Source organism: Bradyrhizobium archetypum (genome assembly GCF_013114835.1).
Classification (GTDB): domain Bacteria; phylum Pseudomonadota; class Alphaproteobacteria; order Rhizobiales; family Xanthobacteraceae; genus Bradyrhizobium; species Bradyrhizobium archetypum.
In genome coordinates this window covers 716,245-735,174 of sequence record NZ_JAAVLW010000004.1, presented here as the reverse complement: position 1 = coordinate 735,174, position 18,930 = coordinate 716,245, and the positions used below count along the sequence as shown (strand labels likewise).

General features: G+C 61.3%; 15 protein-coding genes. 5 read left to right on the top strand and 10 right to left on the bottom strand.

Going from position 1 to position 18,930, the window contains the following annotated elements:
- Positions 1 to 80 precede the first annotated feature (80 nt).
- Both HCN50_RS16215 and HCN50_RS34265 read right to left on the bottom strand, forming a co-directional pair.
- Positions 81 to 1,736: a hypothetical protein gene (locus HCN50_RS16215; RefSeq protein ID WP_171710630.1), complete on the bottom strand. Its 1,656-nt coding sequence runs from the start codon at positions 1,734 to 1,736 to the stop codon at positions 81 to 83.
- Positions 1,737 to 2,371: 635 nt separating this feature from the next.
- A complete protein-coding gene (locus HCN50_RS34265; protein ID WP_171710629.1) occupies positions 2,372 to 4,729 on the bottom strand; it encodes a M10 family metallopeptidase C-terminal domain-containing protein in 2,358 nt (785 codons plus the stop codon).
- Between the two features lie 337 nt (positions 4,730 to 5,066).
- On the opposite strand from HCN50_RS34265, the gene HCN50_RS16205 reads away from it, so the two are divergent.
- From HCN50_RS16205 to HCN50_RS16195, 3 genes are all read left to right on the top strand, one after another.
- Positions 5,067 to 6,260 (top strand): CaiB/BaiF CoA transferase family protein, encoded by a 1,194-nt coding sequence (locus tag HCN50_RS16205; RefSeq protein ID WP_171710628.1) that lies wholly within the window; start codon positions 5,067 to 5,069, stop codon positions 6,258 to 6,260.
- Positions 6,261 to 6,513: 253 nt separating this feature from the next.
- Entirely contained in the window at positions 6,514 to 6,990 is a 477-nt protein-coding gene (locus HCN50_RS16200) for a type II 3-dehydroquinate dehydratase (protein WP_235976991.1), read from the top strand.
- A gap of 16 nt (positions 6,991 to 7,006) precedes the next feature.
- On the top strand, positions 7,007 to 7,147 hold the full coding sequence (locus tag HCN50_RS16195; protein ID WP_171710627.1) for a hypothetical protein: 141 nt from the start codon (positions 7,007 to 7,009) through the stop codon (positions 7,145 to 7,147).
- Positions 7,148 to 7,918: 771 nt separating this feature from the next.
- On the opposite strand, the gene HCN50_RS16190 is transcribed toward HCN50_RS16195, so the two are convergent.
- The 4 genes from HCN50_RS16190 to HCN50_RS16175 are packed head-to-tail and all read right to left on the bottom strand — an operon-like array spanning position 7,919 to position 12,043.
- Entirely contained in the window at positions 7,919 to 9,430 is a 1,512-nt protein-coding gene (locus tag HCN50_RS16190; protein ID WP_171710626.1) for a tripartite tricarboxylate transporter permease, read from the bottom strand.
- A gap of 36 nt (positions 9,431 to 9,466) precedes the next feature.
- The gene (locus tag HCN50_RS16185) at positions 9,467 to 10,009 is read right to left on the bottom strand and encodes a tripartite tricarboxylate transporter TctB family protein (RefSeq protein WP_171710625.1); all 543 of its coding nucleotides are present in this window, start codon (positions 10,007 to 10,009) and stop codon (positions 9,467 to 9,469) included.
- Positions 10,010 to 10,067: 58 nt separating this feature from the next.
- Positions 10,068 to 11,171: an S-methyl-5-thioribose-1-phosphate isomerase gene (gene mtnA / locus HCN50_RS16180; protein WP_171710624.1), complete on the bottom strand. Its 1,104-nt coding sequence runs from the start codon at positions 11,169 to 11,171 to the stop codon at positions 10,068 to 10,070.
- On the bottom strand, positions 11,168 to 12,043 hold the full coding sequence (locus tag HCN50_RS16175) for an S-methyl-5'-thioadenosine phosphorylase (protein WP_171710623.1): 876 nt from the start codon (positions 12,041 to 12,043) through the stop codon (positions 11,168 to 11,170). The genes mtnA and HCN50_RS16175 overlap by 4 nt, the downstream gene beginning before the upstream one ends.
- Positions 12,044 to 12,134: 91 nt before the next feature.
- On the opposite strand from HCN50_RS16175, the gene HCN50_RS16170 reads away from it, so the two are divergent.
- Positions 12,135 to 12,785, top strand: a complete 651-nt coding sequence (locus HCN50_RS16170) for a class II aldolase/adducin family protein (protein WP_171710622.1) — start codon at positions 12,135 to 12,137, stop codon at positions 12,783 to 12,785.
- Between the two features lie 23 nt (positions 12,786 to 12,808).
- Here HCN50_RS16170 and HCN50_RS16165 read toward each other — a convergent pair whose 3' ends face one another.
- The 4 genes from HCN50_RS16165 to HCN50_RS16145 form a co-directional block, all read right to left on the bottom strand.
- Positions 12,809 to 13,756 carry a Bug family tripartite tricarboxylate transporter substrate binding protein gene (locus HCN50_RS16165; protein ID WP_210264969.1) on the bottom strand — a complete coding sequence of 316 codons (948 nt, stop codon included), beginning with the start codon at positions 13,754 to 13,756 and terminating at the stop codon, positions 12,809 to 12,811.
- A gap of 843 nt (positions 13,757 to 14,599) precedes the next feature.
- A complete protein-coding gene (locus HCN50_RS16155) occupies positions 14,600 to 15,397 on the bottom strand; it encodes an enoyl-CoA hydratase/isomerase family protein (protein WP_171710619.1) in 798 nt (265 codons plus the stop codon).
- 35 nt (positions 15,398 to 15,432) lie between these two features.
- Complete coding sequence (locus HCN50_RS16150; protein WP_171710618.1) at positions 15,433 to 16,632, bottom strand: pyridoxal-phosphate-dependent aminotransferase family protein; 1,200 nt, start codon at positions 16,630 to 16,632, stop codon at positions 15,433 to 15,435.
- A 131-nt stretch (positions 16,633 to 16,763) separates the two neighbouring features.
- A complete protein-coding gene (locus tag HCN50_RS16145; RefSeq protein WP_171710617.1) occupies positions 16,764 to 17,966 on the bottom strand; it encodes a pyridoxal-phosphate-dependent aminotransferase family protein in 1,203 nt (400 codons plus the stop codon).
- A gap of 131 nt (positions 17,967 to 18,097) precedes the next feature.
- Between HCN50_RS16145 and HCN50_RS16140 the strand changes: the two genes are divergently transcribed.
- Entirely contained in the window at positions 18,098 to 18,847 is a 750-nt protein-coding gene (locus tag HCN50_RS16140) for a GntR family transcriptional regulator (RefSeq protein ID WP_171710616.1), read from the top strand.
- Positions 18,848 to 18,930: the final 83 nt, after the last annotated feature.

Here is an 18,930-nt window from a genome sequence, read left to right as displayed (position 1 = left end):
GAGTTTAGGCGAACAAGGCGTGGCGAATCAAGTATCGAATCCAGACCCCCGGCGCATACCGCCAGACACGAGCTATCCACTTAATTTGCCTGCTTGGTAGCCGCTTCCACGCAGGTCACTTTGAGGATGGTCGTCAACATTGTCGTCTTCTCCTCCAATTTAAGCTGTCCCCCAAAGTGCTCCGCACAATAGGGGCTTAGCAGTTCCTTCTGCTCCGCATCGGCAACGAGAAGAATACCTTCACCGGATCGCAATCGCGAGACCAGTCCCCTGCCGGCATTTTCTTCGGCTACGGCCACCGAAAAGGGCGCCCATGTAAAAACGCCCAGACCAAACATTTTCAAGTTTCGGGAATTGGATTGTCCTGGAAAGAGCGGGAATGAAATTTCAAAAGGAAATGCGCCGCCCCAAACAACAACCGGTTCGGCCGGGACCGGGCCGAGGACCGTTGCCGCGGCAATATCCCTGCTGTTAGCCCGCGATTCTGCGATCAGGACTTTAGCGTTGACCAGGCACGCGATCACGAGCACCACCAGCATTGCCGCCTTCCGGCCCCCTGACGTCAGACGACCGGACAGAAAAGGAATGAAAAGCAAGAGCATGAACATCGGTATATAGACGCGCAAAATGCCATGCCGGCCCGCCATCCCCAACGCGAATATCACCGCCACAGAGATTATCCACGACACGATCGTTCGTCGCTCGAATGCCAGCAGCAGGAGCACCATCGCCGCCACCAAAGGGGCAAGAATTCGTGAGTCGAAAATTGAACGAAGCGAGTCAAGCCCGGATTCAAAACTGTAGGATTTGACCGCTACCGGCGCGAGGTCAGCGAGAACGGCTCTCAGCCGCGCGGGGTCTGCGAGTTGCCGGTCAGCAAAGAAATAATGCTTCAGTAATTCGACGTCATTTCTCGACATGCCATGGCGGGCCATGATTTCCGGCGCCTCAAGCAGCCGGCCGGCCACGCCGAAGTCGGTAAAGGGAGCTCGCGCGAGGTTCAGCTCCCAAAAATAATTCCATTCGGAACCAGAGTATGCGAATTGATCGATCCATGTGACCCCGACCATGCCTGACACCAGCGCCGCGGCAGCTACTTGAAGTTTTCGGTCTTTCCACAGCATGCCCCAGGGCAGGATCGGAAGCGCAACCAAAGCAACCACTGCGAACTCCAGATTTCGCACGAGAAATCCCAGAAGCGCAAGGACGGCGCTGGCCACAAGACTGAATGTAGAGCCGGTCCGGTGATAGACGCAAACGCCGAGCACTGCAGCCGCAGTAAGAAGTCCCGCCGTAACTGTGAATTGCGCCTGCAGGACGGGCCGAAGCAGAATAAGGGCAACGACCAATAGACCCACGGCATAGCCTGCACCCAATCGCACCAGAAAATACAGTATCGCGGACGCGGCCAGGGTAATGGCTCCGAGCATCGCAAGCGAATAGCCGAATACTCCCCCGATGCTAGGAACAGTTCTGACAATGACGCCCCATATGACGTTGGAGAAAACTATTTGAGGGGAACCATAGGCCGCGAGCCCATACCCATGGGCCACCATCGACATAGCAACGTCATCGTTGGTTTCCCATCTCGGATCGAAAAAAATGCAAAGCAGGACAACATACGCGCTGCATGCTGCAAGGCTGATGATAAGCGGCCGGGCTTTTGGATGACGAACGTCAGAAGCCCCGGAATTCATGCAATGACCTGTGATGCAATAGTTTAAATGCGCTACCATCGAACCGCCGAGATCGAGGCTCTCACGCGCCCCTCTGTTGGATCTTGCTTCCATCCGCAGATTGACCACAGATGCGCGAATTGGCCAACCCCTTGGAGCATTATAATAGCTCAGGCGGACCGCTTGCGCTGAATCAAGTGTCCGATATGTTGATCGGACGCATCACAAGACGCCGACACTCGGCGACAGTGGTCCCCACAACGCGATCAATCGGGCAGGAGTTTTCTGAACGGGCTATCCTGCGTATCGCGCAGGCACTGTCTTCCTTTACCTTGGTCAATCTCAGCTGAGAGAACTCTGGGCGATTGTGGTAGCCGCACCCTGGACCTAACACGATCAGAATCGCGTGCATTTCCTGGACGTGAACAATCGGCGCCTAGGTGGATGCGATCACGACCTGAGGACTAGAGTAAGCGCTCGCCCTTCGGCTGAATGACGTGTGGTAGGCAGCTGTGTGCGTTTCAGCTTTAGTAGAACACGCCAACCGATCTGCCAAGCGCGCGCTCGGCTGGGCCTCGCACGACCGACAGCCAGCTTCGCAAGCTGCTCGGCTAAAACATGCCAACGCCCTCTACCGATTCGGGCTAGGTGCATCGGAAAATCCAAATCCGACGTTTGTACGTGTCGCCCCTAACTCAGGCGATATGCCAGTCACTGGAGACGCTGCTGGGACCGGAAACCCAGTGAGCACCGCCGATCTGCCCATTATCCCAGATCGATACTGTGCCATTTTCATTTTGCCAGAGAATATCGTCACGCTGATTGTTGTCGAAATCTCCGATGCCAACGATGTGCCAGGCATTCGGCACCACGCCGGCAGCAACGATGATATGTGCGCCCGCGATTTGACCGTTATCCCAGATGGACAACGCGCCATTGTCATTTTGCCATAGAATATCATCGCGACCGTTGCCGTCGAAATCTCCCCCACCGAGAATGTGCCAGGTGCTCGGAACGACATTCGGACCGGAAATCCAGTGAGCGCCGGCAATCTGTCCGTTATCCCAGACCGATACGGTGCCGTTATCATTCTGCCAAAGGATATCTGAGCGGCCATTAGCATCGAAGTCGCCAACAGCGGCAATATGCCAGGCAGCGGGGACTACGCCCGCGGCTGAAACAGTGTGGGTATTGCTAGCTTGACCGTCATCCCAGATGAACACCGCGCCGTTGTCATTGCGCCACAAAATATCATCGCGGCCGTTTCCGTCGAAATCCCCGATGCCTGCAATGTGGGAATTCGCTGAAACACTGCCCACATCATGCGCGGCACCAGTGCTGCCGTCGTCCCAAATGGAAACGACGCCGTTGTCGTTGCGCCACAAGATGTCACCCCTGCCATTACCATCGAAGTCGGCTGCACCAACTATGTATGAACTGCTTGGGACGGCGCCCGCACCGGAAATCAAGTTGGCGCCCGCAGGTTGAGCGCTGTCCCAGATCAATAAGCGACCATCATCATTTTGCCAAAGGACATCACCGCTGTTATCACCGTTGAAATCGGCGATAGAACCGATTTTCCAGACTGTAGGCATGAGGAAATCGGCCCTCACAAGATTAACACTGCCGGTGAAATCGATCGCAAAATCGGCAACCCCGTCGCCGTTGGTATCACCTTGCAGCGTGGTAAGGCCGGTGGTGTTGTTATAGAAATAGTTGAGCTCGCCCGCGGTGCCACTGAAGGCCGCGGTCCCGATGAACTTGAACTGCTGGTGGCCGGCGGTGCTGCTGATCGCATCGACCCCGCTGAGGTCGATGCGGTCCGCTCCCGAAACGAAATCGGTGATGCGGTCATGCTGCCCGCTGGCAGCCGCGCTGTCAGCAAAATCGAACGCGAACGTATCGCCGCTGCTGCCGCCGGTCAGATTGTCGGTGCCGGAGCCGCCGATCAGCTTGTCGTTTCCGCCGCCACCAATCAGCGCATCGTTCCCTCCCCCACCCGACAGCGTACAGCCCGAGTCGCTTGCGATCAGCTTGTCGTTGCCACTGCCGCCGATGGCCTTCTCGATAACCGCGTTGAGCGCGATCCCGATATTGTTGACGAGGCCGCCGATCGAGGAGAAGGCGCCCGAATGCAGGTCGATGGTCTGGGCCGCCGAATAGCCGGAGCAATCGAGCGTGTCGGCGCCGCCACCGTCGTAGATCGTCAGCGCCGGTGCCGAGCTATAGTTGCCGAAATTGAAGACCGCCCCGGCATTGCTGTTGAAGCCGTAGACGGTATCGCCGATCCTGGTCGAGGTCGCTGCGCCGTACATCGAGACCATCGCGTAGATATCCGCCACCTGCGGCGTGACGACGTAGCGATACGAACTCCCGGAATAATTCGGCTCCGAGAAATACGACATGAGCGAATATTGCCAGGTGTCGTTAGCGTAGATCGCGTTGGCCGAATATGACGCGCTGCCATTGTACGGCCCCTGATGGCCGAGGCCGAGCGCGTGTCCGATCTCGTGAAGGTAGGTCTGATAGGCATAGCTATCGATGCCGGTCTTGCCGTCGTAAGCGCCGCCGTCAGTGGTAACCCAGTCGGTGCTGATATTGACGGTCGCCCAGGCGATCGAGCCGTTGCCGTACCAGGAGGCGTTGGTAACCGCCTGCATGCTGCCGTTGTGGCTAAACGTGATGTTCGCCGAGCCGGAGGTCTGCGCGAAAGTGATATTGGCGACCTCGGACCATGCCTGCATCGCCGATAGCGCCAGGAACTGCTCCGCCGAATTCAACCCGCTGATGTTGTAGGTGATCGTGTTGGAAGCCCAGTGATGGGCGATCGTGTTGTTGTATTGCCAGAAGCCGTTGACGAGGTAGTCGGCGAGCGTGGCGATCGACGACGCCGGCTTCGCAGCGCTCGTAACCACCGAGGTCACGGGTTCGGCCGCAAGGGGCAAGGGCTCGCCTAGATCGACCACGAGATTGCCGGCCCGATCGGGAGCGCCGTCGCCGACGTCCGCCGCCGCAAAAATCCAGACGTCATCGAACGGGAAAGGTTTCTTCATTGGTTAAGCCCGTCGGCGGCTCGTTCCGTTGCGAGAGAAGCGCAAAAGCACACGGGAAACTAGAATCACGTCATTAACGGTTGTTTACCAGCCGGGCTTCTCGCGCGGCCTGCTTTACGATGCATTACGGCGAAAAGCAGAATCTGCGGCACACCCCGTAGTCTTGCGGGTCCCCGGACTTCTCCGCATGGTCGAGTTCCGGTCTGGGCCGATCCCTGGCGCACACCCGCCATGGGACGCACGCCGAACAAGCTGTTGGAAATCGGCGCCAGATTTGTTTAAGTCAGCCCGGGCTGCCTCTCCCACCCGCGAAAATCCAAAAAAACAAGGTTTCTCAATGCCTTTCCCCCGCGCTTCGCAGGCCCTTTCCCGTTTCACCGTGCTCGACCTCACCCGCGTGCGCTCCGGGCCCACTTGCGTGCGGCAACTGGCGGATTGGGGTGCCAACGTCATCAAGATCGATGCACTCCTGGAAGACGGCGGTGGCGAGCAGCCGGGCGGCCCCCGCCATGGCTCGGATTTTCAGAACTTGCACCGCAACAAGCGGGCCATGACGTTAAACCTGAAGGACCCGAAGGGCCTCGAGGTGTTCAAGCGCCTCGCCGCCAAGGCTGACGTCGTGGTCGAGAACTTTCGGCCCGACGTCAAAGGCAAGCTCGGCATTGACTACGAGAGCCTGCGCCAAATTAATCCGCGCATCGTCTATGGCAGCATCTCCGGCTTCGGCCAGGATGGCCCCTACCACAAGCGGCCCGGCTTCGATCAGATCGCCCAAGGCATGGGCGGGCTGATGTCGGTCACCGGCGCGCCGGGCCAGGGCCCGATGCGCGTCGGCATCCCCGTCGCCGACCTCACCGCCGGCCTGTTCTGCGCACTCGGCATCCTCACCGCGCTGCTGGAGCGGGAGGTTTCCGGCGAAGGCCAGTGGGTGCAGACCTCGCTGTTGCAGGCGCAGATCTTCATGCTGGATTTCCAGGCCTCCCGCTGGCTGATGGAGAAGGAAGTCGCCAAGCAGGCCGGGAACAACCATCCGACCTCGATCCCGACCGGCGTCTTTAAGACCTCCGACGGCTACATCAATATCGCCACGACGGGAGGCCGGATCTGGGAACGCTGCGCGCAAGCGATCGGCGCCCCCGAATTGATCACCAACCCCGACTATGCCACCGCGCCCGCGCGCTCGAGGAACCGCGATGCGCTCAACGCCGCGATAAACAAGCTCACCGAGAAGAAATCGACAGAAACCTGGGTCAGGGAATTGAACGAGGCCGGCGTGCCCTGCGGCCCGATCTATTCGATCGACCAGATGTTCGAGGATGCCCAGGTCAAGCATCTCGGCATCGCACAACACGTGCCGAACGACGAGAATCGCCACATCCAGCTCGTCGGCCAGCCGATGACGTTGTCGCGCACGCCAAGCAAGATGGCCGCGCGTCCGCCGGAATTCGGCGAGCAGACGGAGGAGGTGCTCGCCGAGTTCGGCTTCGGCAAGGACGAGATAGCGGATCTCAGACAGCGCAAGGTGGTGTAGGCCCTCCGCCGTCATTGCGAGCGAATCGAAGCAATCCATTTATCCGCTTGCGCGCGAGATCGATCGCTTCGCGGGGCCTGTCATCGGGCGCGCATTCGCGCGACCGTTGACTACTCGCAATGACGCGGCGGCACTGTGCCTACTTCAGAAATCCGTCCTAGCCCCATTGCCGCGCCGGCGAAACAGTTCGCCGGCTGACATGCGCCCGTCATCAGTTACACTGCCCTTTCATTATCCCCGTGAAAGGCATTCCATGCGCATCATGATCCTCAATGGCCCCAACCTGAACATGCTCGGCATCCGCGAGCCGCATATCTACGGTTCGACCACGCTCGATGCCATCAAAGCCTCCTGCGAGGAGTTCGCCGCCTTCACCAGCACGGAACTGGCGTTTCACCAGTCAAACCACGAGGGCGAGCTGGTCGACCTAATCCAGTCGGCGCGGATGTCGGCGGACGCCCTCATCATCAATCCCGCCGCCTACTCGTTCACCTCGATTGCAATGTTCGACGCCATGAAGATTTTTGAGGGTCCGATCTACGAGGTCCACATCTCGAACATCAACGCCCGCGACGAACTGCACCGGCACTCCAAGCTATCGGCTGCCGTGAAAGGCGTAATCGCCGGCCTCGGCCCCTACGGCTACATCGTCGCCATGCAAGCAGCGCTGCAGTGGGCCGGCCAACTGCCCGCATCGCTGCCGGCGGCCGTGCGGGTGGGCCCGACGTAAGCGAATGGAGCCTGACATGGAGGGAGCCGGCTATCTTGCCATCTGGAGCGATCTTGCGCCGCAGGACGAAACAGACTGGGCGCACTGGATCACGCGCGAACATGCCGCCGAACGGGTCGGCACTTTCAGCCTGCCGAAGCGGCTCTTGCCGGCTTGAAGAAAGTCATAAACCCAACTGACGAACTGCGGGCTGATTTGCCGGACGCGTAAAGCGCAATTTCATGCGGCGGCCTGGGACAAGGCAACGTGGACAGGCAAACCAGTTCTGATTTTCCGAAATCGTGTCAAGCCCCGGAATCGAAAATATTCCGCTTTCGTTCGCACCCAAATCAGTCGCATAACTCCGCCTGTCTCACCGCAGATGAGGGGCGCTCGCGAACGTCACGAACGCGCGGTGGGATGCGATGGACGCGGATGGCGCGAGAGACGTTGCGCGCGGTAAGCGTACGGCGAAGTCGTGTGGTTCGGGCGCCGCGGTGCTGGCGTTAAGTCCTTTGAGAAGCGAAAGCTGCTCAGGGGCGACGGAGGCAATAAAGCCGTTCTCCGGGGAGAGCACGAAGTAAGCCGTAAAGCCATTGCGCAGGGAAGGCCGGAGTGTTTCCGCCGAACCTGTATGCTCGTGTGCATTTTCTTTTTGCGCAAGCAGCACACGAGACCGCGGGTGCGGCGCGCACCCGGTCTTCCCTGCGCCCTCTGAATAGTGAGGGCGGGATTATCTGCAAACCTCGGGCGCAACGCGTCGCGAGATTGCTGCCTCACATTCAATCGTCATCGTCCGCCAACGGGTCGCGCGAATGCGCGCCCGATGACAGGCTCCGGCGGATGATCCAGTATCCCAGAGACAGTAGCGGTAGAACCGAGAAGCCGCAGCGTACTGGGTCCCCCGCTTTCGCGGGGGATGACGAGCCGTTTCGCGTAGACCGTCCCGCTACGCCTTCGCCGGCCGCAGCATGCGCGCGACACTGCTGAACGCCTTGTCGATCACCGGCCAGAACAACAGCACTATTGCGAGTGTCGTGATCGAGCCGGCTAGGCCGTTCGACCAGAACACCTTCAGATCGCCGCCCGCGCCGATCATTGACAGGCGGAAGGCGTCCTCGGCGCGGTTGCCGAGCACCAGCGCCAGCGTGAATGGCGCCAGCGGAACGCCGATCTTCTTGAAGACGTAGCCGACAATGCCAAACCCGAGCATCAGCCAGATGTCGAACATCGCGTTCTGGATCGCGTAGGCGCCGATCGCGCAGGACACCACGATCATCGGCGCTACTGCGGCAAACGGCACCCGCAGGATCGAAGCAAAGATCGGCACCGTCGTCAGCACCAGCGCAAGCCCGACGACATTGCCGAGATACATCGAGGCAATCAGACCCCAGACGAAATCCTTGTGCTCGACGAACAGCAGCGGCCCGGGATTGAGTCCCCACACCATCAACCCGCCAAGCAGGATCGCCGCGGTGCCGGAGCCGGGAATGCCGAGCGCCAGCATCGGCAGCAGCGCCGAGGTGCCGGAGGCGTGCGCCGCGGTCTCCGGCGCGAAAACGCCTTCGATGCGGCCCCTGCCGAAGCTGTCCTGGTCCTTGGCGAAACGCTTGGCGAGGTTGTAGCCCATGAAGGACGCCGCGATCGCCCCGCCCGGAGTGATGCCAAGCCAGCAGCCGATGAACGAGGAGCGGACCAGCGTCACCCAGTATTTCGGCAGGTCCTTCCAGACCGACAGCACGACGCGTAGCGAGATGCCGGCGGCATGGCCGCGCAGCGCCAGGCGCTCCTCCATGGTAAGCAGGATCTCGCTGATGCCGAACAGGCCGATCACGGCGACGAGGAAGTTGACGCCGCGCAGCAGCTCGGCCGAACCGAACGTCATCCGCAACTGGCCGGACACGGTGTCCATGCCGATCCCGGCGAGCAACAGGCCGAGCGACATCGAGATCACCGTCTTGTGCTTGGCTTCGCGGCCGAGGCCGACGAAGGAGCAGAAGGTGAGCAGATAGACCGCAAAGAATTCCGGCGGGCCGAATTTCAGCGCGAAGGAGGAGATCATCGGCGCCAGGAAGGTGATCAGCATCACCGCCACCAGCGAGCCGATGAACGACGAGGTAAAGGCCGCGGTCAGCGCTTCGGCCGCCCTGCCCTGCTGTGCCATTGGATAGCCGTCGAAGGTGGTTGCGACCGACCAGGCTTCGCCGGGGATGTTGAACAGGATCGAGGTGATGGCGCCGCCGAACAGTGCGCCCCAATAGATGCAGGACAGCATCACGATCGCCGAGGTCGGATCCATCGTGAAGGTCAAGGGCAACAGGATCGCGACACCATTGGGGCCGCCGAGGCCAGGCAGTACGCCGACGAAAATGCCGAGCACCAGCCCGGTCATCATCAGGAGCAGCGTCTTCCAAGTCAGCAGCACGGCGAAGCCGTGCATCAAGAGGTCCAAAGCTTCCATTTACGGGGCTTCCATGACGTGTGTCTCACCGACCGGTTAGCGGCCGAGCGCCGCTTCGAGCGGGCCCTTCGGCATGATGACATCGAAGGCGACATCGAAGGTCACGAACATCGCCGCGGTGAAGACGAAAGCAGTGAGCAGTGACTTCCACAGCGCGATCTTGCCGACCAGCCGCATGAAACCGGCGATCAAGAGAAAGCTCGCGACATAGAGGCCGAGGAATTGCGTTGCGAGAACGAACAGCACAGTCGGCACGAACACCGCCATCACACGGCGGAGCTGCGCCTGCGTCACGAAACTTTCGGAAGCCTCCGTTCGCGACAGGAACGCGGCGACGAGGCCATAAAGGCTGGCACCGCCGAGAATGATCGAGAGGTAGAATGGAAAATAGCCCGGCTGCGGACCAGTGGACTCCCAGCCAGCCCCCGCCCGCCAATTATCGAAACCAAGCGTGATCGCAAGCGCGAGCAGCAGGAGCGAGACGACCACGTCGACCACCCGAACGCTTGCGACCTGCGGCGAATTGGCCTCCGGCGCGGTGGGATCCTCAACGACGATTTCGATGTCGGCATTGGACATGGAGACGGCCCCCCGGTACGACGCTATCGAACGGGGATACGTGCCGACATCACTGGCGTCAATGACCCGCGCTGCGCTCCGGAAATGCGCTCGCAAGTGCAGCACGCTCGGGACGAAGCAGGCCGCGCTCGGTGATCAGTCCGGTGACTAGCCGGGCCGGCGTGACATCGAAAGCGTAGTTGGCGGTCGGCGAACCCTCGGGAACCACGCGCACGGTCTCGACGCGCCCATCGGCGGTGCGTCCGGTCATGGTCGCGACCTCGTCGGCACCGCGCTGCTCGATCGGGATCTGGCCGATGCCGTCGTCGATACCAAAGTCGATGGTAGGCGACGGCAGTGCAACATAGAACGGCACGGCGTTGTCATGGGCGGCGAGCGCCTTCAGATAGGTCCCGATCTTGTTGCAGACGTCGCCATTGGCAGCCACCCGGTCGGTGCCGACGATCGCAAGATCGACCATGCGATGCTGCATCAGATGGCCGCCGGTATTGTCGGGGATCACCGTGTGCGGCACGCCGTGGTGCCCGAGTTCCCAGGCGGTCAGCGAGGCGCCCTGATTGCGCGGCCTGGTCTCGTCGACCCAGACATGGACCTTCAGGCCGCGATCATGGGCGAGGTAAATCGGCGCCGTCGCGGTGCCCCAATCTACTGTCGCGAGCCAGCCCGCATTGCAATGCGTCAGGATATTGACCGGCTCGCCCGGCTTCTTCGCCCCTGCGATCTGCTCGATCAGCGCCAGGCCATGCCGGCCGATCCCCTGATTGATTGCGACATCCTCCTCGGCGATTTCGTCCGCGCGCTTGTAAGCCGCGGCGGCACGCTCCGACGCCGGCAGCGGTCGAAGCAGGCGCGTCATCTCGTCGAGAGCCCATTTCAGGTTGATCGCCGTCGGCCGCGCCGCCAGCAGCATGGCATAGGCACGATCGAGCGCCGCATCGGCAGCATCCGCCCGCATGGCGAGCGCCATACCGTAAGCCGCAGTGGCACCAATCAGCGGAGCGCCGCGCACCAGCATGGAGCGGATGGCCTCGGTGGCGTCCTCCGCGCTTGCGATACGCGCCACCACGAATTCATGCGGCAGCCGCCGCTGATCGATCGCGCCGACCGTCCAGCCGTCGCCCTCGAGCCAGATGCTGCGAAAATGCCGGCCATCCACTTTCATGACTTCAGCACCCTTCCGGCCACCGCGTCGAGCTTGGCGAGCAACCGCGGATCGCGTGCTTCCGGCGCCGTGATCAAGGCCGTGTCGAGCGCCTTGTCCGAGCCGATCGGACACGGCTCATGCTCGCGCGGGAAATCCCTGGCAAGACGTGCAACGAGCGCCTTGGCCTTGCCGGCATTCGAGTTCAGCACGCGAATGATGTCCTGCACGGTGACCGCTTCGTGGTGAGGATGCCAGCAATCGTAATCCGTGACCATTGCCACGCTGGCGTAGCAGATCTCGGCTTCGCGCGCGAGTTTTGCCTCGGGCATGTTGGTCATGCCGATCACCGAATGACCTTGCTCCTTGTACGTCAGGCTCTCGGCAAGGCTGGAGAATTGCGGACCTTCCATGCAGACATAGGTGCCACCCCGCACCGCCGCGATTCCCTCCGCCTCGGCGGCGGCCGCCAGATGCACATGCAGCCGCGGCGAAACCGGATGGGCCATCGAGACATGCGCGACACAGCCCTTCCCGAAAAACGAGCTCTCGCGCCGGTAGGTGCGGTCGAGGAACTGATCGACCAAGACGAACGTGCCCGGCGGCAGTTCCTCCTTGAACGAACCGCAGGCCGAGAGCGAAATCAAATCGGTCACCCCCGCCCGCTTCAGCACGTCGATATTGGCACGGTAGTTGATGTCGGATGGCGAGAATACGTGCCCCTTGCCATGCCGCGGCAGGAACGCGATCGGCAACCCGCCGATAACGCCGCGGGTCAGCGGCGCGGAAGGCTCACCCCAGGGGCTCTGAATCGTCTCCTCGCGGACGTCCTCCAGACCGGGCAGGTCGTAGATGCCGGATCCGCCGATGATGCCAAGCACGGCATGCGTCATGACTTCTCCCAGTCGGCTATTTCAGAGACATGTTCGACTATACTGCGACGCAATAATCAAGCATTGTCCACCGGCTGCAAGGGGGTTCGAAATGCCCACGACGAAAGACCGGGAAAAACGTCAGTCGATCATCGACGCCTGCCTGCGCATGAACGCGTCAGGCATCAATCAGGGCACATCAGGCAATATCAGCCTGCGCCACGGCGACGGCATGCTGATCACCCCGACCAGCACGCCATACGAGGTGATGAAGCCCGAGCAGATCGTCTATATGCATCTCGACGGCAACCACGATCCAGGCCAGCGGCCGTCGAGCGAGTGGCGGTTTCATCGGGACATCCTCAAGGCCCGGCCGGAAGTGAATGCGATCGTCCACGCCCACCCGCCCTACTCGACCATGCTGGCGATCATGGGCAGGGAGATTCCGCCGGTGCATTACATGGTCGCTGTTGCCGGCGGCGATACCATCCGCTGCGCGCCCTACGCGACCTTCGGTACCCAGGAGCTTTCCGAGCATGCCGTACGCGCGCTGGAGGGACGGCTGGCCTGTCTGCTCGAACATCACGGCATGATTGCTATCGGATCGTCGCTGCCGAAAGCGATGTGGCTTGCGGTTGAGGTCGAAACGCTGGCGCGGCAGTATCACGGCTGCCTACAGATCGGCACGCCGCCATTGCTGTCGAAGGAAGAGATCGAGAAGGTCCGCCTCCGCATGGCCGGATATGGCCACACGGAAGAGTAGCGATTGTTACAGCGTCGACCGCGTTACTTCGCGACGAAGCCGGCTTCGTGCATGAGCTGCGAGTTGAGCTTGTCGTCCTCCTCGAGAAATTTCAGCATGTCCTTGCCGGTGAGGAAGATCGGCTTCAGCGCCTGCTTCTCCATATAGTCCTTGTACTCCGGCGTCTGCGTGACCTTCTGAAACAGATCGACATAGAAGGCCTGCTGTTCCGGCGTCACCTTGCCGGGCAGGAACATCGCACGCAGCATCAGATACTGCATGTCGAGCCCTTCCTCCTTGCAGGTCGGAACGTCATTCCAGGATTGTGTTTCCGTTACCTTGGTCTTGTAGGAGATGCGCTCTTTGTCGAACACGCACAGCGCACGAACCTGTCCGGCGCGCCAGACTTCGAGATTTTCGCTGGGGTTGTTGACGTTGGCTTCGGTGTGCTTGCCGACGAGCTGCGTCGCCGCCTCGCCGCCGGACTTGTAGGGCAGATACGAGAATTTCGCGCCGGTCTTCTGCTCCATGAACACGGTGAGCACATGATCCTCGCGCTTGGAGCCGGTACCGCCCATCTTGAACGGCGAGCTCGCCGCCTTGGCGGCCGCGATGAAGTCCTTCACCGTCTTCGGCCCGTCGACATTGTCCCACAGCACGAATTGATCGAGGGCTACTACCGATATCGGCGTCAGATCGCGCCAGTTGAAGGGGATCTTCGCCGATAGCGGCAGCATGTAGATCAAGGAATAGGCGATCAGCACCTTGTTGGGGTCGCCGTCGCTGGATTTCATGTACATCAGCGCCTCGGCGCCGGACGCACCGCCCTTCAGCGACACAACCATCGGCTGCTTCATCAGATTGTTCTTCTGGATCGCCGCCTGCATCATCCGCGCCATCTGGTCGGAGGCGCCGCCGGCGCCGGCTGCGACCACGATTTCAACCGGCTTGGTCGGCTCCCAGGCAGCAAGCACCGGGCTGCTTGCGATCATGGCCGTCAAGGCGGCCGCGGTCTTCAGGACATGTCCCACGTGCTTCTTCCCTATGTTTTTGTAAGACCTGAAAAATCACGCTTGATTGACCGCCACATCTTGCGGGCGAACCAACGACAGTTCAAGTCGCCCTGCGATACGCCGCCTATGACTTTCGCATGAGGCCCAAAACCGTTCAGCAGCAGGGCCGTAGCTGAAGGCAACCGATTCAAGCTCGCCGCTTTTCCGTTGCATGCCTTCGGGTAGGCCCATCTAATGCTGCTACAAAGACAAGCAGGAGGAGAGCCGAATGAGAAGGATTTTGATAGCCGTCCTCATGGGAGCGACGGTGACCCTCGCCGGCTGCGGACGAGATCCTGGACCGAAAGGGGATCCCGGCCCGCAAGGCCCCGCCGGGCCGCAGGGCGCGCAGGGCCTGCAAGGCGTGGCCGGGCCCCAAGGACAGTCGGGTCCTCAAGGGCCACAGGGTCCGCAGGGGCCACAAGGACCGCAGGGTGCGCCCGGCGCAAAAGGCGATCCAGGGCCAGCCGGCGCGTCCATCAGATCGGTCCAGGCCAGCGGCGAAGTCAGCTGCGATGCAAATGAAAATCTGGTGTCGGTGTTCTGTCCGTCCGGCGGCGCACCCGACGGCGCCAAATGCGCCACCGCTCCTGCCATTGGTCTTTGCCTCAAGAAGCCATAGTCGCCCTGTCGTGATCCGCGCACGCACGCGAGCAAGGCGGTACGAAGGCGTTCGCGACTGTGGTTCTGGCTAGCTTTCCACCTTCGCGGACGCCCGTGCCTCAACAATGGCACGGGCCCTCACGCCTGTCCGATGTAGATCTACACCCGTCGCGGGCTCGACTACTTGCCCTTCCAGTTCGGCGAGCGCTTGTTGAGGAACGCGTCCATGCCCTCGCGGAAATCCTCGCTCATATAGGCGCGCAGGATCAGGTCCTCGCCCTCGTCGCGGCTCAACGTCCGGCGGATGCGGCGCACGGCTTCCTTGGTAAGCTCGAGCGTGATCGGCGCATGGCTGGCAACGAGCCTTGCAGTCTCATCGGCACGGCGCTGCAGCGTTGCGACATCGGGCACTACTTCATTGAGCAGCCCGAGCGCCAGTGCTTCCGGCGCCTCGACCAGCCGCGCCTTGAAGATCAGGTCCTTGGTCCGTGCCGGACCGACCAGCGAAACGAGCCTGGAAATATTCGACATCGAGAGGCAGTTGCCGAGCGTTCGCGCGATCGGAAAACCCATCCGCGTTGCCTCGGTACCGATGCGGATGTCGCAGCACGCCGCGATTCCGGCGCCGCCGCCCGTGCAGGCCCCGGCAATCGCAGCAATCGTTGGCACCCGGCACGCCTCCAGTGCGCCTAGCACGCGATCGATCCGGGCTTCGTAGTCGAGCGCGTCCTGTGCGGTCTTGAAGGCGCGGAACTGCGAAATGTCGGTGCCCGACGCGAACGCCTTGTCGCCGGCGCCGGTCAGTATCATCGCCTTGATGGAGCGGTCATTGTTGATGGTCTCGCAGATCGCCGCCATCTGTTCGTACATGGCGAAGGTCAGCGCGTTGCGCGCCTGCGGACGGTTGAACGTCAGCCGGGCGATGCCGTCCTCAACGGAATAGATCAGGTCTTCAGTCGAAGTCACTGGAGCATTCATCGCAGCTCTCTCTATTTTGTTTCGGTCAAGCAGGCTCAGGCCACGGCGGCCTTCGGCATCGGCACGGCGTCGCGTCCCTTGAGAACTTCCATGGCGGCCAGTACGCCACCGCCGCGATGCGGCACCTTGGCAAGATCGAGGCCCATCTCGACGCCCGACAGCGTGCCCATCAACATCAGATCGTTGAAGTGGCCGATATGGCCGATCCGGAACACCTTGCCCTTGATCTTGTTCAGGCCGGTGCCGAGCGACATGTCGAAGCTTTCCAGCACGACCTTGCGGAAATTGTCGGCGTCATGGCCTTCCGGCATGACGACGCCTGTCAATGCCGGCGAATGCGCGCCCTGCTCCTGACATTGCGTTTCCAGGCCCCAGACCTTGATGGCTGCGCGTGTGGCGGCACTGTGGCGCTTGTGTCGGGCAAAGACGTTCTCGAGTCCCTCCTCCTCGAGCATCTTCACCGCTTCGCGCAAGCCGAATAACAGGTTCGTCGCAGGCGTGTAGGGCCAGGTACCGGCCTTGTTGATCGCGATCACTTCCTGCCAATCCCAATAGGAACGCATGGCGGGATTGGCCTTCGCGACCGCAAGCGCCTTTTCCGAGATGGCGTTGAAGCCGAGACCCGGCGGCAGCATCAGGCCCTTCTGCGAACCGGCCACTGACACGTCGATGCCCCAGGCGTCGTGCTCATATTCCAGCGAGCCGAGGCCGGAGATGGTGTCGACCATCAGCAGCGCAGGATGATCGACGCGGTCGAGAATCTTGCGGACGTCCTGCGGATGGGTGACGCAGCCGGTCGAGGTCTCGTTGTGAACGATACACACGGCCTTGATCTTGTGCGCCTTGTCGGCAGCCAGCCGCGCCTCGATCTGCTCGAGGTCCGCACCATGACGCCAGTCGCCAGGAATGAAATCGACTTCGAGCTTGAATTTATCGGCGATGCCGCGCCACAGCACGGCGAACTGGCCGGTCTCCGCCATCAGCACCTTGTCGCCGGGCTGCAGCGTGTTGACGATGGCGGCTTCCCAGGCGCCGGTGCCGGAGGACGGGTAGATGATCACCGGCTGCTTGGTGCGAAACACCCGCTGCATGGCCGCCAGCGCGGCGTATCCGACCTCGGCAAATTCCGGGCCCCTGTGGTCCATGGTCGGCATATCCATCGCGCGCAGCACCCGGTCCGGCACATTGGTCGGTCCCGGAATCTGCAGAAAATGCCTTCCAGTATGCAGGGTCATAGGCATCCTTCCCGATATTGCCTCAGTTTCGCGAGACGGTCGAATATCACTGTTTGCCGGGCTTGTCGCCCGCCAGACGCAGCACGTCAATGCGTAGGACGGAGGGCCGGAGCGGCTTCCCGAGGCAGGCGCTAGCTGCCGACGACCTTGAGATGCGCCGGGGAATTGCCTTGCGGGCGCTCCTCCAGATACTTCATCGCGGCATCGACACCACCGGCCCGGTACGGAATGCCGGCGACTGACAATCCCATCTCCACGCCCGTCAGTGCAGCGAGCAAGGTCAGTTCGTTGCATTCGCCGAGGTGACCGATGCGGAACACCTTGCCAGCCACCTTCGACAGTCCGGAGCCGAGCGACATGTTGAAGTTGTCGAGCACCACCTTGCGGAACTGGTCCGCGTCATGCCCGGGCGGCATCAGCACGGCGGTGAGCACCGGGGAAAAGTCCTTTGGCTCCTGGCAGAGCACCTCCAGTCCCCAGTGATTGACGGCGGCACGCGTAGCAGCGGCGAGCCGCAGATGGCGCGCGAAGACCTTGTCGAGCCCCTCCTCAAGCAACATCGCGAGCGCCTCGCGCAGGCCGTAGAGCAGGTTGGTCGCCGGAGTATAGGGAAAGAAGCCATTCGCATTCGGCTTTAACATTTCCTCCCAATCCCAATACGACCGCGGCATTTTGTTGGTCTTGGATGCAGCGCGGGCCTTGTCCGAGATCGCGTTGAAGCCCAAGCCGGGCGGCAACATGAACCCTTTCTGGGAGCAACTGACGCTGACGTCGACCTTCCATTCGTCGTGCCGATACTCGACCGATCCCAGCGAGGAGATGGTGTCGACCATCAGCAGGGCCGGATGACCGACCCGGTCCATCGCGGCGCGGATTTCGCCGATCCTACTGGTCGCACCGGTCGAGGTCTCGTTGTGAACGACCATCACTGCCTTGAACGCATGCGACGTGTCGCGCGCCAGCCTTTCTTCGATGACCGCAGGGTCTGCGCCACGGCGCCAGTCGCCGGGCAAGAAGTCGACATCAATTCCCCAGCGTCCAGCCATCTGACGCCACAGGGTCGCGAAATGGCCGGTCTCCACCATCAGAACCTTGTCGCCGGGCGACAGCGTGTTGACGATGGCGGCTTCCCAGGCGCCTGTTCCGGATGATGGGAAGATCACCACCGGTCCCGAGGTCTGGAAAATCTTCCGGCTGCCGTCGAGCACGGCTCGCCCGAGTTCGGCGAATTGGCCGCTGCGGTGATCGATCACGGGCATGTCCATCGCGCGAAGAACGCGGTCGGGGACCGGACTCGGCCCAGGAATCTGCAGAAAATGCCGTCCTTGATGCATACGAACCTCCACACGCCCACTCTTATTGAGATTAGGCTCCATTTTGCATTCATTTTTTATCTTTTCAATGCTATTTTAGCATTCGATTTAGAGCGTCGACGGCGTAAATTTCGCAAACTAACGTTATGCAAATGAAATCCCTGATTCCCGAACTTGGGGCGCCGATCGCCCAATCCGCGTCCGGCCATGGCATCGACCGGCAGGAAGCGTCACTGCACGGGGAAATTTTGCTGCGCCTTCGCGACTATGTCGTTCAGGGCAACATTCCGGAAGGCGCACGGGTTCCAGAGCGGCAGCTTTGCGAAATGCTTGGCATTTCAAGAACGCCGCTGCGCGAGGCGCTGAAAGTTCTGGCCGCAGAGGGCCTCATCGAGCTCCTGCCCAACCGCGGCGCGCGGATACGTCAGCTCAGTCAGCGCGATCTGGAGGAGCTTTTCGACGTGATGGCCGGCCTGGAAAGCCTGGCCGGGCGCCTTGCCTGCGAGGCCATCACCGACGAGGAAATCGCGGAAATCGAGCGGCTGCACTACAAAATGTATGGCCATTACCTGCACCGCGACATGCACGGCTATTTCCAAATCAACCAGCACATCCATGAGAGTATCGTCGCCTCGGCGCGCAACGAGACCCTGCGCACAGCCTACGCCAATTTCGCCGGTCGGATTCGCCGTGTCCGCTACTCAGCCAATTTCGCCCGCAAGCGGCAGCGTTGGGCGGAGGCCATGCGCGAGCACGAAGCGATCCTGGATGCACTGCGTCGGCGCGCCGGGAGCGAGCTGAGCGACATCCTATTCCAGCATTTGCGCAACAAGCGGACTGCCGCTATCGAGCATTTGGCTGAAGCACGGGACGCCACGGCTGCCACGGCTGCGGAGGGCTAACCTTGCCGATCGTGAATTCATAAGCTAGTTGATCCGACGAAGAAGTGCATAATTTTGTCGAGGGCAAGAGCAGCCCTGTTGGA

Coding starts and splice junctions, on each gene's coding strand:
- HCN50_RS16190 (WP_171710626.1), bottom strand. CDS start 9,430: ATGGAAGCTTTGGACCTCTTGATGCACGGCTTCGCCGTGCTGCTGACT.
- HCN50_RS16145 (WP_171710617.1), bottom strand. CDS start 17,966: ATGCATCAAGGACGGCATTTTCTGCAGATTCCTGGGCCGAGTCCGGTC.
- HCN50_RS16175 (WP_171710623.1), bottom strand. CDS start 12,043: ATGACGCATGCCGTGCTTGGCATCATCGGCGGATCCGGCATCTACGAC.
- HCN50_RS16185 (WP_171710625.1), bottom strand. CDS start 10,009: ATGTCCAATGCCGACATCGAAATCGTCGTTGAGGATCCCACCGCGCCG.
- HCN50_RS16140 (WP_171710616.1), top strand. CDS start 18,098: ATGAAATCCCTGATTCCCGAACTTGGGGCGCCGATCGCCCAATCCGCG.
- HCN50_RS16155 (WP_171710619.1), bottom strand. CDS start 15,397: ATGAATGCTCCAGTGACTTCGACTGAAGACCTGATCTATTCCGTTGAG.
- HCN50_RS34265 (WP_171710629.1), bottom strand. CDS start 4,729: ATGAAGAAACCTTTCCCGTTCGATGACGTCTGGATTTTTGCGGCGGCG.
- HCN50_RS16165 (WP_210264969.1), bottom strand. CDS start 13,756: ATGATCGCAAGCAGCCCGGTGCTTGCTGCCTGGGAGCCGACCAAGCCG.
- HCN50_RS16205 (WP_171710628.1), top strand. CDS start 5,067: ATGCCTTTCCCCCGCGCTTCGCAGGCCCTTTCCCGTTTCACCGTGCTC.
- HCN50_RS16150 (WP_171710618.1), bottom strand. CDS start 16,632: ATGACCCTGCATACTGGAAGGCATTTTCTGCAGATTCCGGGACCGACC.
- HCN50_RS16195 (WP_171710627.1), top strand. CDS start 7,007: ATGGAGGGAGCCGGCTATCTTGCCATCTGGAGCGATCTTGCGCCGCAG.
- HCN50_RS16200 (WP_235976991.1), top strand. CDS start 6,514: ATGCGCATCATGATCCTCAATGGCCCCAACCTGAACATGCTCGGCATC.
- HCN50_RS16170 (WP_171710622.1), top strand. CDS start 12,135: ATGCCCACGACGAAAGACCGGGAAAAACGTCAGTCGATCATCGACGCC.
- HCN50_RS16215 (WP_171710630.1), bottom strand. CDS start 1,736: ATGGTAGCGCATTTAAACTATTGCATCACAGGTCATTGCATGAATTCC.
- mtnA (WP_171710624.1), bottom strand. CDS start 11,171: ATGAAAGTGGATGGCCGGCATTTTCGCAGCATCTGGCTCGAGGGCGAC.